The organism is Pseudomonas sp. ICMP22404 (assembly GCF_006227205.1).
GTDB lineage: Bacteria > Pseudomonadota > Gammaproteobacteria > Pseudomonadales > Pseudomonadaceae > Aquipseudomonas.
Genome location: NZ_VCNG01000013.1, coordinates 22582 through 38989 on the forward strand (window position 1 = coordinate 22582; position 16408 = coordinate 38989).

General features: G+C 60.7%; 7 protein-coding genes. 4 read left to right on the plus strand and 3 right to left on the minus strand.

What is annotated here, in order from left to right; all coding sequences use genetic code 11:
- Positions 1-356: 356 nt before the first annotated feature.
- The 4 genes from FGE05_RS21420 (at position 357) to FGE05_RS21435 (ending at position 4558) form a co-directional block, all read left to right on the plus strand.
- Positions 357-1706, plus strand: coding sequence for a gluconate:H+ symporter (locus FGE05_RS21420; RefSeq protein ID WP_047698413.1), 1350 nt, complete (start codon positions 357-359; stop codon positions 1704-1706).
- A gap of 27 nt (positions 1707-1733) precedes the next feature.
- Positions 1734-2594, plus strand: coding sequence for a MurR/RpiR family transcriptional regulator (locus FGE05_RS21425; RefSeq protein WP_139648066.1), 861 nt, complete (start codon positions 1734-1736; stop codon positions 2592-2594).
- 1 nt (position 2595) lies between these two features.
- Positions 2596-4044, plus strand: coding sequence for an amidohydrolase family protein (locus FGE05_RS21430; RefSeq protein ID WP_139648068.1), 1449 nt, complete (start codon positions 2596-2598; stop codon positions 4042-4044).
- A 145-nt stretch (positions 4045-4189) separates the two neighbouring features.
- On the plus strand, positions 4190-4558 hold the full coding sequence (locus FGE05_RS21435; RefSeq protein WP_139648069.1) for a glyoxalase superfamily protein: 369 nt from the start codon (positions 4190-4192) through the stop codon (positions 4556-4558).
- Positions 4559-4577: 19 nt separating this feature from the next.
- On the opposite strand, the gene FGE05_RS21440 is transcribed toward FGE05_RS21435, so the two are convergent.
- The 3 genes from FGE05_RS21440 to FGE05_RS21450 are packed head-to-tail and all read right to left on the minus strand — an operon-like array spanning position 4578 to position 16389.
- A complete protein-coding gene (locus FGE05_RS21440) occupies positions 4578-7349 on the minus strand; it encodes an RHS repeat-associated core domain-containing protein (RefSeq protein WP_139648071.1) in 2772 nt (923 codons plus the stop codon).
- Entirely contained in the window at positions 7346-11821 is a 4476-nt protein-coding gene (locus FGE05_RS21445; protein ID WP_139648073.1) for a SpvB/TcaC N-terminal domain-containing protein, read from the minus strand. The genes FGE05_RS21440 and FGE05_RS21445 overlap by 4 nt, the downstream gene beginning before the upstream one ends.
- Entirely contained in the window at positions 11818-16389 is a 4572-nt protein-coding gene (locus tag FGE05_RS21450) for a neuraminidase-like domain-containing protein (RefSeq protein ID WP_139648075.1), read from the minus strand. The genes FGE05_RS21445 and FGE05_RS21450 overlap by 4 nt, the downstream gene beginning before the upstream one ends.
- Positions 16390-16408: the final 19 nt, after the last annotated feature.

The following is a 16408-nucleotide window of genomic DNA, read 5'->3' on the forward strand; positions in this document are numbered from 1 at the left end:
TACCTGACTGGGCGCCGGTTGGGAGTCGGCTGCCGGGGGACGTGGTGCAAAAAGCAGAAGGATGGTACGCAATTGCCGGACGTAGGAACAGTGGACCTGTGGGAGCAAAGCTTGCTCGCGATCCAGACAAGTCAGTCGCAACGGCATTGGCGGGTCTGCCGCTGTCGCGAGCAAGCTTTGCTCCCACAGGCATGAAAGTTTCGCGATGGATTTTCATGACGATTGCTTCGCAATGTCCGTCAGCGACAGGTCTTATCCAGGTACGAAAGTTATTTTCAAAGCATTTGAAGATTGTTCCTTGAAATGATTTATGAGTTTCACAACTCATAGACGTGACCCTGTTCAAGGAGTACCGCATGGCACCTGCTTTCGGTTATTGGCTACTGGTCTACGCGGCCATCGCCATCATTGCGCTGATTGTCCTGATCGCCCGCTACCGGCTCAACCCGTTCATTGTGATCACGCTGGTCTCCATCGGTCTCGCGCTGTTGGCGGGGATGCCGCCGTCGGGTGTGGTGGGGGCGTATGAGGCCGGTGTGGGCAAGACGCTGGGGCACATCGCGCTGGTGGTGGCCCTGGGTACGATGCTCGGCAAGATGATGGCCGAGTCCGGCGGTGCGGAGCGGATGGCGCAGACCCTGATCGAACGTTTCGGCGAGCGAAACGCCCATTGGGCGATGGTGTGCATCGCCTTCCTAGTCGGGCTGCCGTTGTTCTTCGAAGTCGGTTTTGTGCTGCTGGTGCCCATCGCGTTCACCGTCGCCCGGCGCGTGGGTGTGTCGATCCTGATGGTGGGGCTGCCGATGGTCGCCGGGCTCTCGGTGGTCCATGCCCTGGTGCCGCCGCATCCGGCGGCGATGCTGGCGGTGCAGGCGTTCCAGGCCTCGGTGGGACAGACCCTGCTGTACGCGATCCTGATCGGCATCCCCACCGCCATCATCGCGGGCCCGCTGTATGCGAAATTCATCGTGCCGCGCATCCAGTTGCCTGCAGAGAACCCGTTGGAGCGACAGTTTCTCGACCGCGAACCTCGCGCCAGGCTGCCGGGTTTCGGCATCACCCTGGGGACCATCCTGTTGCCGGTGATCCTGATGCTGATCGGTGGCTGGGCCAACCTGATCTCTACGCCGGGCAGCGGTTTCAACCAGTTCCTGCTGTTCATCGGCAACTCGGTGATTGCGCTGTTGCTGGCGACTGTCCTCAGCTTCTGGACCCTCGGCCTGGCTCAGGGCTTTAACCGGGAGTCGATCCTCAAGTTTACCAATGAGTGCCTGGCACCCACTGCCAGCATCACCTTGCTGGTGGGCGCCGGTGGTGGCTTGAACCGCATCCTGGTGGACGCCGGAGTCACGCAACAGATCGTCGGGCTGGCCCAGGAATTCCAGTTGTCGCCACTGGTCATGGGCTGGCTGTTCGCCGCGTTGATGCGGGTCGCCACCGGTTCAGCCACGGTGGCGATGACGACTGCCTCGGGCATCGTCGCGCCTGTGGCGATCGGCCTGGGCTATCCCCATCCCGAGTTGCTGGTGCTGGCAACCGGGGCCGGGTCGGTTATCTTTTCCCACGTCAACGACGGCGGTTTCTGGCTGATCAAGGAATATTTCAACATGACCGTTGCCCAAACCTTCAAGACCTGGACCGTGCTGGAAACGCTGATCTCCTTGGTCGCCTTCGGCCTGACCCTTGGGCTCGCGCGTTTGCTCTGAGCACAACGCAATCACACAGGAGCCGTCATGGACATCCTCTACCAGATCCGCGTCCGTCAGGATTCCTTCAGCGCCGGCGAAGGACGAATCGCCAGGCTGATGCTCGACGACGTAGGATTTGCCGCCTCCGCCAGCCTGGACGACCTGGCTCGGCGCGCCGAAGTCAGCAGCGCCACGCTGTCGCGGTTCGCCCGCACCGTTGGTTGTCGCGACCTGCGGGACCTGAGGCTGCAACTGGCCCAGGCCAGCGGAGTCGGCAGCCGTTTTCTCGACCCTGCGGGCGCGCCCGAGCAATCGGCGTTTTATGGGCAGATTGTCGGCGATATCGAATCCACATTGCGTCAGCATCTGTCGGCATTCGAGGAGACGCAGTTTGCCGATGCCGTGCGGATGCTCGGCAAGGCGCGGATGATCCATGCGTTCGGGCTCGGTGGCTGGTCGGCGTTGTGCAGCGAAGAGTTGCAGGTGCGGCTGGTGCGTTTCGGCTATCCGATTGCCGTGTGCCGCGACCCGGTGATGATGCGCATCACCGCCACCTCGTTGAGCGAGGCGCATGTGGTCATTGCTTGCTCACTCACCGGCATCACTCCGGAACTGCTCGGTGCCGTTGAATTGGCTCGGAGTTACGGCGCGGCGATCCTGGCGATCACCCGGGCCGGCTCCCCACTGGCCCGGCTGGCCGATGTCGTGCTGCCCCTGCAAGGCGCCGAAACCTCGTTCATCTACAAGCCCACGGCGGCGCGCTACGGCATGCTGCTGGCTATCGATGTGCTCGCCACTGAGCTTGCGTTGGCCAACCCCGAAGACAATCAAGAACGCCTGCGACGAGTCAAACTCGCCCTGGATGATTACCGTGGCGGCGACGATGACCTGCCGCTGGGAGACTGACATGCTGTACGACACCCTTATCCGTAATGCGCAGGTCATCGATGGCCGTGACACACCCGGCTATACCGCCGATGTGGCGATTCGTGCCGGGCGCATCGAGCGCATCGGCGACCTGGGCGCTGCCCGGGCCACCGCGGAAGTCGACGCCGCTGGCCGTGTGCTGGCCCCAGGGTTCATCGACGTGCACACCCACGACGACACCATGGTCATCCGCCAACCGCAGATGTTGCCCAAGCTCAGCCAGGGCGTGACCACGGTGATCGTCGGCAACTGCGGCATCAGTGCTTCACCGGTGCGTCTGCGGGGCGATCCGCCGGACCCGATGAACTTGCTGGGCACCGCCCAGGCATTCGTTTACCCGCGCTTCAGCGATTATCGTGGCGCGGTAGAAGCCGCCGCTCCGGCGATCAACGTCGCCGCCCTGGTGGGCCACACGGCATTGCGCAGTAACCACATGGACGATTTGTTGCGCACGGCCAGCGTGGGAGAAATCGCCGCCATGCGTCAGCAACTTCGCGAAAGCCTGGAAGACGGTGCGTTGGGCTTGTCCACCGGCCTGGCCTACGCCAACGCGTTTTCAGCGTCTACCGAGGAAGTCATGCAACTGACTGAAGAGCTGAATGCATACGGCGCGGTCTACACCACTCACCTGCGCAGCGAGTTCGAACCGGTGCTCGAGGCCATGGCCGAGGCCTTCCAGATCGGGCGCCATGCACAGAGCCCGGTGATTATTTCCCACCTAAAATGTGCCGGCGTCGGGAACTGGGGGCGTAGTCCGCAGGTGCTTGCCGCGCTGGAGAGCGCCGCAAGGAACCACCCGGTCGGCTGTGACTGCTACCCCTATGCGGCAAGCTCTTCGACACTGGATCTCAAGCAGGTGACCGATGCCCATCCCATCACCATCACCTGGTCGACGCCTTACCCAGCGATGGGCGGTCGCGACCTTGTCGACATTGCCAGCGAATGGGGGGTGTCGTTGTTGGAGGCGGCGCGCCGCTTGCAACCGGCTGGTGCGGTGTACTACGGCATGGACGAAGCTGATGTCAGGCGAATCCTCGCGCATCCGCTGTCCATGATCGGTTCCGACGGTTTGCCCGAAGACCCGTTTCCCCATCCACGTTTGTGGGGCGCTTTCCCACGGGTACTGGGACATTTCAGTCGTGACATCGGACTTTTTCCGTTGCACACCGCCGTGCACAAAATGACCGGTCTCTCCGCGGCACGCTTCGGCTTGAAAGAGCGCGGTGAAATTCGTGAAGGGCATTGGGCGGACCTGGTGCTGTTCAACCCGCACACCATTCGCGATGTCGCAGACTTCATAGAGCCGCAACGTGCTGCCGAAGGCATTGATGGGGTGTGGATCAACGGCGTTCTGAGCTACAGCGATGGGCAGGCGAACGGACGCAGGGAGGGGCGGTTCCTGGCGAGAGAGGGACAGACGGGCTCATGAATTCCCTGGCCACAGGTTCACTTCTGTTCTTCACGTGACAGCAGTGTCGGTGGGTGGTGGCACTGCGACATTAAAGAAGCCGGCGCCAAGGCCGAAGCAGTGGGTTCAACCTGTCTAAACGGGTCCTTCAGCCAGGGAGCAACCCATGAGCTTCGGTAAAACTACCCCCGTCCTGCGGATCTTCGATGAAGCCAAGGCGTTGGCGTTCTACGTCGACTTCCTGGGCTTTACCGTCGACTGGCAACACCGCTTTGGCGACGACTTTCCACTTTACCTGCAAGTTTCCCGCGGCGACTGCGTGTTGCATTTGTCCGAGCACCATGGCGATTGCACGCCGGGCTCGGCGCTGCGAGTCGAGACGGATGAGCTGGAAATGTTTCAGGCACAGCTGGTCGCCAAGCCATACGCCTTTGCGCGTCCACAGATCCAGGCCATGCCCTGGGGCAGCCAGGACATGGCGGTGGTCGATCCGTTTGGGAATCGGTTGGTGTTTACCGATGCGATCTGTGTCTGAGTGTTGAATAGCCCACGCGCTAAGGTCGAGTGAGCGCGAGGATATGAGCGTTGTACGCCTCATAATTCCTGGGGTGGCGCCCTGTCTCGATATTGACGCTTTCCGGGATAATGCCGCTGCAGTTGAAACAGGCAATGAAAGCTTCCGGTTCGGTCACGCCGGTCAATTTTTCGGTAAACAGGTACGTATCCGAAAGCACTCTTTCAGCTTGGCCCGGGTAGAGCGCGACGACGGTGTTCAACACCCGGACTTCGCCATGAGCTCCCGGTCCCCCGGTGCGCACAGGAATGATTGCGTTGGATTCCTCGATATGCGTCGCAATGAGATGCTGGGTGTGTTGCTGGAGGTCGGAAATGGTGTCGATGGTTCGACTCAGCGTTGGCTCGCGCTTGAGCATCTCAGGATCCAGTTCGAGTTTATGAACCGGGTCGTTTTTCGTCGCGCTGTATCGTTCGGCCAGGTCTGCCAGGTATTCGCTGGTATTCCCGATCTTGTAGCTGCCGAAATTCAGGTAGAAGTGCTCGCTTTTCGCGCTGCCATCGTAGCTGCTGTCTACGCCACGGTATCCCGTCGGACCAGATTTGGGGCCGGGCAGATTGTAGGACTCATAGAGGCTCCTGTGCTTACCTTCCGTGCGATCCTTGACCACGCCAAATGAGTGGACAACCAAGTCCTTGCGCTTTGTCTTGCTGAAGCTGGGGGTGGGGCGGAGGGCGAGTCCGGGAGCGGAGTCATCTCGGTCAGCCCTGGCAGCTCTCCTTGCCAGTGGATCCTGCATCATCGTCACGGAACGGGCATGACCATCGCGCTTCACCGATTCGACCACGTCATCCTTCAGCCATCCCTGATGATCGACAAACCTGAGCGGATTGTTCCCCACCATGCAATACAGGTTCAACCCATCCACCGCCCCCGCCGGGTCGGGGCTGATCCAGCGTTGCAACCACGGCGCGTAGTACCGTTGCCCGTAGTAGTACAGCCCGCTGGCATCGCGCTCCTTTCCGGAGTAGCGAATGGTCCGGTAGTCGGCTTCCACGGCCGAACGGGACGCCAGCCAAGCGGTACCACCATAGGGCAGGTAGCTTTCCTGGCTGATCAGGTGGCCCTGGTCGTCGAGTTCCAGTGAACTGGAGCCCAGGTGGTCGCCAAGGTTGTAGCGCATCTGGTTGGCGGCGATACCGGACGGTCGACCTTCGGTCCAGTGCAGATAGCGCACGTTGAAGCGACCGGCTTGCAGGGTGATGACTTCCAGGCGTTCGTTATGGCGGCTGTGGATTTCCAGCCCTGGCAGATAACGGACTTCACGGGTGTGGGTGACTGCCGCGGTGTGGGTTGTCCGGACCTTGCGCACCCGTTGGCCGGTGTAGTCGTAGTGATAGCGTTCAACGTCATTGGGCGCGTTATCGCGCTGGACCAGCACCACGCTGTCGAGTTGGTTACGGGTGTTCCAGGCCAGTGCCTGACCCGGTGACAGCGCCTGCTGGTTGCCATGGGCATCGACGTCCACCCTGACATCGGCCGCCGAGTGGCCCGTGTTCCACGACAGAAGGCGATTGCTCGTGGCGCTGACGTTCAATGTCCGGGTGTAGTTGTTGCGTTCGCTAACATGGCGCAGTTCGGTCAGGTTGCCGCCGGCATCGTATTCGTAGTGCTCGGTGTAGTTGAACAACTGATTGGCGTCGATCGGTAGATCGAGGGTCGTAGGCGCCAGGCCGGCAGTTTCACGCCCGGTCGCACTGGTCAATTGATAAAGGCTGTCGTAGGTGAATGCGCTGATGGCTTCGACCCGCTGGTTACTGCCGAACCGCGCCGGTTGGGCCTTGTCCTCGATATGCGTCACGTTACCCACCGGGTCGTAGGTGTAGCGCAGATCCTGCAAGATCCTGGCGGACAGCGACACGCGAAGGGCGGTCAGGCGCCCATTGGCAGGGTCGAATACGGCGTGACTCATGACGCCGTTGCCGGCTGTCTGGGTTTCGAGCTGGCCGAACGCGTTGTAGGTGAGGTGGCTGACGATGGTTTGTTCGATGGCGGCGTCTCTGGTCTTCAGGCTCACGGAGCGGAGTTGGCCTGCGAGGTCGAACGCGTACCGCCGTTGGTGCCGGGCAGCATCGGACTGCTGGATGATCTGCGCGAGTGCGTCGTAGCGCCAGCTCGTGGTATGGCCGTCGCCTTTTTCCAGCAGCAGGTCACGGTCCTTTTCCTCCGTTGGCCAGTCGGCTGGTCCAGCGTCGGCCCGCATATGCCTTGTCTGGCGCAGAGGTGTGGCGCAGAGCGCATAGCCATGGGTCAGCAGGGTGCCCGCGCTGTCATCGTGACGAACCACGGCACCGCACAGGTTGTGCGCGGCAGACGTCGGCGAACTGTCCCCGTAGCGCAGGCATTCGACCCTGCGCGGATTCTGTCCTGGCGTTTGCTCGCGCAGGACGGTCGGCCGCAATTGGCTGTCGAAGGTCGTCCGCCGATGATTTCCCCGTTGATCCCAACTGTGCAGTAACTGCCCGGCATCGCCCGGCAGGCTCAAGCGCCACCCGGCGTCGACGCTGTCCACCAGTAGGGTCTTGCCGGACAGGCTGTGGACGGTTCGCAGGTTGGGCGCGGGGGCGCTGATGAACAGCCGGGCGTCCCATTGCTCCACCCGTCGTCCGGCCTCGTCGTTGCGGTATCGGGTAATGCGCGCCTGGCTTTGCTCGTCCGCGTTGCGTCGGTAATAAGCCACCTGTCGCACGGGCAGGCCACGGTTGTCGATGACGTTGATCGTGGGTGTCCTGTGGTGAAGACGGGCGCTCATGCTTCACTCCCGGTGGTCGACATGACCTCCTGCAGCGTGTCGTTCTCGTCTTCGTCCACGGTGTACCAGGGATGGCGCGTGTGACGGCGCATGTAGCAGAGGCCATTTTGCCTGGCGAGAAGCCTGTGGACGGGGCGTCCGAGAGGGTCGTAGAACTGCTGGTCGAAATGCCCGGACTGGCGCAGGGACACATCGTTGATGTGGCAGTGCCGATCGGCAAAATAGGGACGATAGATGCGGATTGCCAGTCCCTTGCTGTTGTATTCCACTCGCTCGCTGACACGCCAGCGGACCGTGGCGATCTGCTCTTTTGGTCTTCCATCCGTCAGTGCCAGGTTACCTTTGGCGTCGACAACATAGGCCATGCCTGACTCGACGCGATGCTTGCTTTGCAGCGCTCGACCAAAGCCATCGAAACTGGTGATCGCGACGCGGATTTGTTGCTGCTCATCGTCGGGATAACGATCGGCGGCCAGGGTCGCGACCTGCACAGGTTCACGTGTCGAAGCCTCGAGTTCGTCTTTCAGCTTCAGCTCATCGGCCGACAATGCTTGGAGAGCCGGCAGCCTGGTTCGGGCCGAGGCGCAGATATGTCCGCTGGGAAGCAGGTCACCCTTGGCCACGCAACGGGTCAGCCAGTCGGTGTCTGCCAATGCTGCCTTCGATACGTTACCCATCCAGCTGAAGGGCGCGTAATAGAGGGCCGTCGCGGCATCCTGCACAGCGTTCTTTGCCTGGCTGACCACTTCTGCCAGACGCTTGAACGAAGGCTGTTTGAACTGCGCGAGCGGTTTGAAGCCCACGCGGGTGTTGTGTTCGTCACCATAAAAGGACGTGGCCAGTACCTGGCCGAAAGCATCGAACAGGCCTTCCTGTACGTTACCGTTGGGATCGACGATGCGCAGGGGTTGGAGCGAGCGATAGTCGTAAGTGGCCTGGGTGGTACAGCCATCGGGAAGTTTGAAGGCGGTGACGAAACAGGCGTACTTGTCGTAGCCGATTTCGGAGACTCCGTGGCTTTGGCTCGGCTGTACGGCGTTGACTTTGTAGAAGCCTTCCAGCGGAGCGTAGGTCGCGAAGCCGCTCTTGACTGACCAGCGCTTTCTCGCTGGTTGCGGCGCGGGAAGAAAATCGGTCATTGGGTGATACCCCATTTGTTCCAGCTCTTTTTCTTTGGGGCGGTTGTCCTCTGGCAGTAACCGAAAGACGTCCAACGCTGTTTCATCCAGCTCGGCGCGTTCCAGATGATCGGCCAGGGCCTGCAGATCCGCGACGCCATCGGGCAGGGTTGCCCCGCTCGACGCGTCTTTGTAGCGCTGCACGGAGAGGCCGGTCAGCACGGCTTGGGTTTTCCAGGCGGTCTGCTTTACCCGTTCGTTGAGTGTTTCAAAAGACAGGTCCTGTGGCGCCAGCCCCCCGTCTTCAGGGGCCTTGGGGCATTGCCATGCCTGGGTGCGCTGGCGATAAGGCAGGCCCAATCGCCATTGCTGAGGGGCTTGCAGATGGATGAACTCCGCGTGGGTTTCGCTTAGGTGGTAGAGCTGCTGCGCCGGATCATGAGCGTCGCGCCACCACTGCTGCTGGTCGGCGTCGCTGAACGGCGGTGTATCGCTGGCGTTTTTTCGGCGGGCGTAATGGATGTCCACGCTGTGGGTCAGCGCACCGCACAGATCGTGTTGCAGGTTCAAGGTGTGCTGGCATTGCGGGTCATCGGTAATGCCTTCGTACTGGTAGGTGATGGTCTCCAGCAGCAGCGGCAGCATTCGGGCATGGTGCCGAGCGCTGTCGGGTGCCTGCAGTAGACGGAGCCCATAGCGGTTTTCCTGGACCGAGTACAAACAAGTGGTTTTCAGGTGTCTATCGACGCCGAAGACCTCGCTTCGCAGCAAGCGACCCGACAAGGCGCGGGCCATTTCCAGATCGGTCGCTGCGTCTGGCAAGGCGATGATCCGGTCGCTTTGCGACTCAGGCAGGTATTGGCAAAGCAGTGTCTTGCCCAGCGCCACGGCTTCTTTGTCTGCGCGGCTATAGCCGTTGCGTGGCGGATCCGTTTTTCGCCCGGTGTGAAACCAGTTTTTCTTCAGGCAGGTTGCCGTGAAACTCTTTGCGTCGGTATCGCCTGGGCTTGTTTCAGTGTCGGTTTGCAACAGCAGACCGAAACCCCGAAATTCGCGCTCGATGCCGTCGTAATAACCCAGGCGATAGGAAAGCTCCTGGGTCAGTTGATTGCCGGTCGTTTCATCCCGTTGGGTTTGACGGCATACCAGGTGCAGGGCCAAGGGCAGGCGACAGGTGAGGGGCTTGCCGGCTGCTGCTCTTTCCAGTTTTTCATCCAGCCATTCCTGCGCCGAGCTGCGGTAGTCGATGCGATGGTCGGCCCCCATGTTGTTGTTGGTGCCGGTGAGCAGATAGGGTTTAGCGCTGACGAAGTCATAGTGCCAATGTTGCGACCTCATGTACGGTGAACTCAGGATCAGGCTGGAACAGCCGAGCCCGTGCAGGTCAGCGACGCTCACTTGGCACAACGGATCGTAGCGCAGCTCTTCCGGCCAGGGCAGCGCAACGGCGGGAGCGAAGCCCTGGCCGCAGCGGTTCATGAAGATCAGTGCCTGATCCGCTTGCAGGTAGATCAGGTCGACGGCGCCGGAACCATCCAGGTCCGCCAGGCGAATACGCGAGGCGTCGAAGCTTTCGTAGGCAAGCCCGGGGAAGTCCAGCGTCCTGCCCTGGCCGAAATGCCCGCGGCCGAGGTTTGGCCAGCACTTCACTTCGTCATGACGAATGCGCACCAGATGCTGCTGGCCACTGCCCAGTACATCGCTGAAAGCCACCAGCTCGCCGGGAGAGCCGGTAAATACGGGCAGGGCGTCTTCATGCTCCTCTCGGGGGACCTCGAATGGCGGCGAAAAACCGTACGTTCGTTGATTGGCGTACAGGCGAACGCTGCGCGGGCCGATCAATGCCAGATCGCCGAGCCCGTCGCCCATCAGATCGGCCAACTGTCCTTGAGGACTGAAAAACTCTGGGGCAAATGCATCGAACGTGGCGAAGTCCGACCAACTTCGATCGGCATCGAGGGAGAAGAAACCGCTCACTTGCGGCCGGGCGACGAGCCAGTCCAGACGACCGTCCCCCGTGAGATCGCTCAATGCCTGGTGCACCGGTGTTGCCGTGTCGGCTACCGGGATGTTGGGGAGCGTTCGCCACGGCGCGTAGGCCACTTCATTGCCTTTGGCCCTGGCGCGCACGGGTTCGCGGTAATGCCAGCCTTTTTCGTTTCGATGGAGCACGCCCGGCAGGCCTTCGCCGTACAAATCCACGAGTTGATAGGTGTGGCCGTCGTTGAGACCCGGCATGTCCGGGAAACGCCGCCAGGCGAGGGGCTCAGGCGTGAGCTTGAAAGTGCTGTAGCTGAACTCGACGGGAGGGCGGCGTTCGACCGCTTCACCTTCGCCGAACGCCTGGTCGTGGGCGGCGCTCAAATGCTGGTAGCCCAACGGCGTTTGACGATAATCAAGCAGCAGGCGCCGCACCAGGACGGGGCCCGCACCCAGTTCGTCGAGGAAACGGTGAAACATCAGGACCTGGCGGCACAGTCGTTCGGTGCGTAATTCAAAACCGTAGGCGAAGTTGGAAAATGGATCGCTACGGACGTGCCACTGCCGGCCTTCATACAGCGGTTTTTCGGTGTAGGCAGTCGTCCGCTCGCCGTAGTCGAACACCAGTTCGAAGTGCCATTGCACAGCCGCGAGCCGATCCGCTGTCCATGAGTAGAGATGCGCGTCGGCCTTGAAGTTGCCATAGCTGACCTGGCTCAAATAGCGCTGTGCGGTGGTGTCTGATTTATATCGGTAAAGGATGTGTTCGCCGTGGGCGTTCAGGCTCTCCTCCAGCAGCCATTCGCCGACACGGCTCGTATCCTGGGGATCGGCCCGACGCGATGCCGGGTCTTTTCCAAACAGGTGAAGGCTGCCGTCGGCACCGTGCACCAGCCAGAAGCCTGCTTCATCACCTTGCGAGGACCAATGTTCAATGCGCTCGAAGCGGCTTTCGGTTCTGGGAAAGTGTCGGGTGACGGTGTAGGCCGTGCCCAGGTCCAGATCGTTGTAATGGTCGACGCGTGTCGAGACGGTGACGTCTTGCGAATCACGCTCGGGTAGCCATATCACTCCGGTGGGGCCGACGATTTCGTCATCTTCGGTATAGGCCGGTACACCTTTGCTGGTACGTCGCGCCACGCTGGGTAATGACAGCCCCCAGCCGATGCCGAACACACCGTTGCCGAGCGAGCTGGCATAGTTCAGGGACAAGGGGGGCGCAAAGCCGCGCCCCGGTGAAATGGGCAAGGCAATTTCATAGGAGGCCGTACCGTGGGCGCCGACGGGGTTCCATCCTTTGCCGATGCTTTGAATGGCACCACCGCCCTTGGGCAGTGAGGGTGCGGTGACCGGCAATGGGGATTGTTCATTCATTGCACACCTCCGCCGACCCGGGCCGTATAGCTCACGTGCACGATGATGTCGGTCAGCGATTCAAGCAGGTCTTTTTGCGCCTCGGGGTTCGGGAAGGTCAGCTGCCATTTGGAAATGGCGCCGGTGTATTCGAAGGGCAGGTAGCGTTCATCGTTGAAGCTCAGGGTAAACAGACCGTTGTCGTCGATCCCTGTCGAAAGGGCTATCTGCTGGTTGGCGCGGCGGCTTTCCATGGCCTTGCCTCGATCACCTGGCGACAGGAACACCGTGCTGGCGGTCTGGGTCAGCGTGGCCCGAATGTTTTCATAAGGACCGACCACGGCCGGCAAGGTCACGCTGATGGTCTTGATGCGCCGCAGGTAGTGTTGCTGGCCCTTGTAATCGTCTTCGAATAACTGATGGGTCAGCTCGAACTCACATCCTCCTTTCTTCAGCTCGGTATGCATCTGCGACCATTCTTTATTGAGGCTGGTGGTGGTTTTACCCTTCAACTGTCGCAGCGATATCGTTTTGTGGATCTCCAGCTCCCTCTCGTGACGTTGCAGGTACCCGGCGTGCATGTTCAGCAGGTTCAGCTTCAGCAACTCGCCCGCGCCGAGCCCTCGATAGGTCGTATGCCATGCCCCCGGTTGAATGAAGCGGCTGTTGAAGTCGGCGGTCTCATACTGCCAACAGGCTTCGGCGGCCAGGCACAGGCTCAGTGTCGCGTCGTAGGCCTGGCGATAGAGCATAGCCAATTGACTATTCAGCCATTGGTACAGTTGCGCTTTGGTGAAGCGCTTGACGAGGAAGTCGTAGTTGGCCTTGGCCTGGCCCAGGGTCGCTTCCGCCAGGCGCAATTGCAGGCGGGTGGCGGTTTCCTGCTCGGTGAAATGCGCCAGTTGTGCGTCGATCTGGGCCAGTTCGAGTTGTGATTGATCGTAGGCGTGATGCCATTCATCCCGACGGCGATCGAATATGGCCTGACGGTCGAGTTGGGCCGCTACCGTACGACTGATAATCGCGGCGCTATGGGCGGCGGCAGAGGCTGCGAGCGCCGGGCCTTCCCAACGGCTGCCGCCAATGCAGAGTCCAGCCATGTTCGGCGCCATCATCAGCCCCGCCGCCGCGATTTGGCAGGCCATTGCACCGGCTTCCAAGGTACCGCTGGCCACGTAGAAGTAACTGGCCTTTGTTTCGGTGTCACTCAGGTCATCGTCCAGCAGTTTTTTGTAATGGGTACTGCGGTTTTGAACAATGGCCTGGCTGGCCAGCAGCGCCTGGCGGTTTTGACGGTCGATGTTCAAGGCCTGGCGTTGCAAGTCCAGAGAGATTTTTGCCAGGTCCCAGGCTTGCCGTTGTTGCAACTCCTGCAACTGGGTCTGTTCCTTGCGCTCGATCAGCGACAGCAGCAGGGTGCCGAACTGGCTGAGGCTTTCCACGGCGTACTGGGCGTGGTTGTGCATGACGGTGAAGCGATAGTGGGGAATGGCGACGCTCGGCAGGCTTGTCGACGAGCTGTCCGAAAGTCCCAGGGCATTGGTGCCGAGGAGGGCGCGAGGGTCCAGCGGCGCCGCGATGACCGGCAGATGCAGCGGCTTGCCGGCGATGTCGAGGTTATGTCGCAGGTTATGCAGGCGGCTTTCGGCCGTATCCCAGCACTTGAGCAACTGCGGATTGAATGGCAGATGCAGGTACGGGCTATCGATAGCCGGCAGGGTCGAGCGCGAGCTGCTTTCGTGAAGGACCAGTGCGCGGTCGTCGGTCAAGCGGGTCACCGAGTATTCAAAGGTGCGCAGGCCGTCATCGGGGGTGTCGACCAACGTCTGCAGGCTGACGGCCGTCCAGGGGGCGGCCAGTCGAACGACCGGGCGTGGGCCCAGCAGGTCGAGCACCCGCACGTACCAGAGCTTGGCTTCGCTGAGACCGTCAGGCGTCATTGCGCGGTACGCGGCATCGCCTCGGTTGATGAGGATGTCCAGGTACAGGAAGTACAGCGCCTTGCAGAAGTGCACGGGATGACTGAGGGCAATCTGGTGCGGATCATGGGGTGCCTGATTGGCGTATGACGGCATGCTGTTATCGATCAGCGGCACGCTCCTCCAGCATTCGTCGTTGTTGCGACCCGGATCGAAGGTGTAGCGCAGCCAGCGCTCGGCTTCCTCGTACTGATGTTCGACATTCAAGCGATGGGCGACCAGCCATGGCACATGGAGGAACAGTTCGGTGAAGTAACGGCCATAGGCACCGTGAAAATCCATCGCGTTGGCCGAGTCGCCGGGGATCGAGGGTTCCGGCAGGTGCTGGGTCGTCCAGTCGAACAGTTCATCCAGGCTGTTCTCGGTGCGACGGATCAGCTCGGCGGCGAATACGGTGTTCAATCTGATTGGCGAGCGTAGTGCGTTGGAGGCGTCGCTGTTTTTGATCGCGGACAGGGAGAAGTCGATGAATTGGGTGGTTCCCAACCCGGGTGTCGTGACCTGGGTAATCTCTGGCGGTTGCTGGTTTTTCACCAGATATTTCAGCGTAATGGCCCTGAGGACGGAGTAGAGCTTTCTTGTCGGCTCGAAGGGGTGGACGAACGCCACCCCGAGAATAAGGAGGGTGTCGTCGTCGCCGGGGTCGGTGTCGGGCCATTGGAAATCAAAGGACGGCGCCAGATGCTCGGCGGGAATGGACTCGGCCACGACGGTCAGGTCTTCGTAGGTCAGCGGCCGGTCTAATGAGGCAGATGGTGGCCGGAAGACGACATACTGCTTATCCAACGGTTCATCGCAGAGAACGATGACGTGTTCCACGTCAAAAGGATCGGCGTGCTCTGCCTTCAGGGTAATGGTTTCCGATTCGGTGGCGGCGGCGCTTCTATTGCCGAGCCGGCTGGCCTTGATCAGGTGTCTGACGGCCTGCGTGGAAATGAATTTTCCTTCAAGGCTGGTCTGGCTGGATAGCGTGATATTGGGCACACGCTCATTGTTTCTCAGTGCGTCAGTCGTGTGTGTGAAGGACAACGTGAAGCTTCGGTCGAGGGAGGCCGGGGATTTGGAGAGCTTAAAACTCGACCCCTTATGCAGCCTCATGTAAGGAGTCTGCGGCAGGCTTTGGGCAGGAAACACCAGATCCATCTGGAGGTGAGGTTCACGACTGAAGGCGGTCTCAATCCGCAAGCGCATGATGTTGCGCGGCAGGTATCTCATGTCCCCTGCGCTGGTAATGCCAATGTTTGCCTCCAGGTGCAAGGTGAGCGTGGAGTCGTGCCTGGTGTAGCGGAGATTGATGCGATCACGGTAGGCGCTTTCGAAATCCGACAGGGTGGGGGCCATGTTGCCGGGCAGGGAAGCTTCTGCCAGTTCGAGGTCTACGGAGCTTGTGGCTTGGATGCGCTGGACGGCGGCACTCAGCAGTTCCTTCTCGGCAGCAGAGTCCGTTGAGCGACCCGGTTCAAGGCTGAGGTGCTTGTCGATACACATCGTCTTGCTGAAGGCGGGGCGGTTACCGGTGGCGCTGCCCGACGCTGCCTGGGATTGATAACCATATAAGGCTAGGAACAGTGAGTCGCGCGAACCCTGGCGCAGATGCACGGCTACTGTTCTGATCAATGTATTGATCACCACGAGGTTCTTGCTGCCCAGCGTTTTGTCCTCGCAATAGCCTTGCAGGGCAACCCGCGGTGTACTCCAGCTGCCATCCTGTTTCCTGAAGCAATAGCTCAGGCGCAACAGCGGGTGATGCTTGCCCGGTAGCGTTGTGTTGTCCTGCGAAGGGGCACTGCTTGAGGTCGAGGGATCCTGATGGATGCATTCGGCCCAGATCACGAACAGGCGATTGTTGAACCAGACCGGTCGCACCGAGTGTTCGGCCGCATGCTCGGGGATGGGCACGTCGGCTTTTTCCCAGTCCGACCAGGCGTATGGATCTGGCTGGTCCAGTTTGGGCGCGGTGGCCGGCGGTTGTGGCGGCGCGCCATCGAGCGGGCGCTGGGCCATGTCCAGCGAACGCCAGAAGTAACTGTTTTCGGTTCGGGACTTGGCAATGAAATAGTAGGTGCTGTTGGCGAAGTCTTCGCCGTCGATGTAGCCATTGAGGATATTCAGGTTGGCGACTTCTTCGAAGCGCGCCAGGTAAGCCATGATCGCCGATTGAACGGCATCGGGTTGGATCTGGTTCTGGCTGAGGGTGTTTTCCAGTTGCCGGAAGTTGTCGCTTTTTTGGGTTCGCAGGGCCGGATCGAGATACGTCGCAGGAAAGTGGAGCAGTTTTTGATGAGCCGCCCAGGTGGGGTATTGATGCATCTCGTCGCGCCACGTTTGCCGAAGCTCGGCGGTGATACTGGTGGGGTCGTAGCCGGGCTCCAGGTGCATCAGGATGCGGTTGATGTACTGCTGCAGGCTGGCAATGGCGCAGGCCACGGGCGTGGTAGGCACGTCCTGGCTGACCAGTACGTCGAGCAGCCAATATTCGTAGAGGTCCCGGGCGGTCTTGATCTTGTAGGGTTTCATCCTGTCCCGGTCAGGCGCGACCTTGTTCAGGTAAAGCGCCAGCAGCGCGTCGCGCAGGCTTTCATCGAGCTGCTTCTTAATGGCAACGGTCATGTTCAATCCTTGAATGTTG

Excerpts from the sequence above, each read along its gene's own strand:
- FGE05_RS21420 (WP_047698413.1), top strand. The coding sequence starts at position 357 with ATGGCACCTGCTTTCGGTTATTGGCTACTGGTCTACGCGGCCATCGCC.
- FGE05_RS21425 (WP_139648066.1), top strand. The coding sequence starts at position 1,734 with ATGGACATCCTCTACCAGATCCGCGTCCGTCAGGATTCCTTCAGCGCC.
- FGE05_RS21430 (WP_139648068.1), top strand. The coding sequence starts at position 2,596 with ATGCTGTACGACACCCTTATCCGTAATGCGCAGGTCATCGATGGCCGT.
- FGE05_RS21435 (WP_139648069.1), top strand. The coding sequence starts at position 4,190 with ATGAGCTTCGGTAAAACTACCCCCGTCCTGCGGATCTTCGATGAAGCC.
- FGE05_RS21440 (WP_139648071.1), bottom strand. The coding sequence starts at position 7,349 with ATGAGCGCCCGTCTTCACCACAGGACACCCACGATCAACGTCATCGAC.
- FGE05_RS21445 (WP_139648073.1), bottom strand. The coding sequence starts at position 11,821 with ATGAATGAACAATCCCCATTGCCGGTCACCGCACCCTCACTGCCCAAG.
- FGE05_RS21450 (WP_139648075.1), bottom strand. The coding sequence starts at position 16,389 with ATGACCGTTGCCATTAAGAAGCAGCTCGATGAAAGCCTGCGCGACGCG.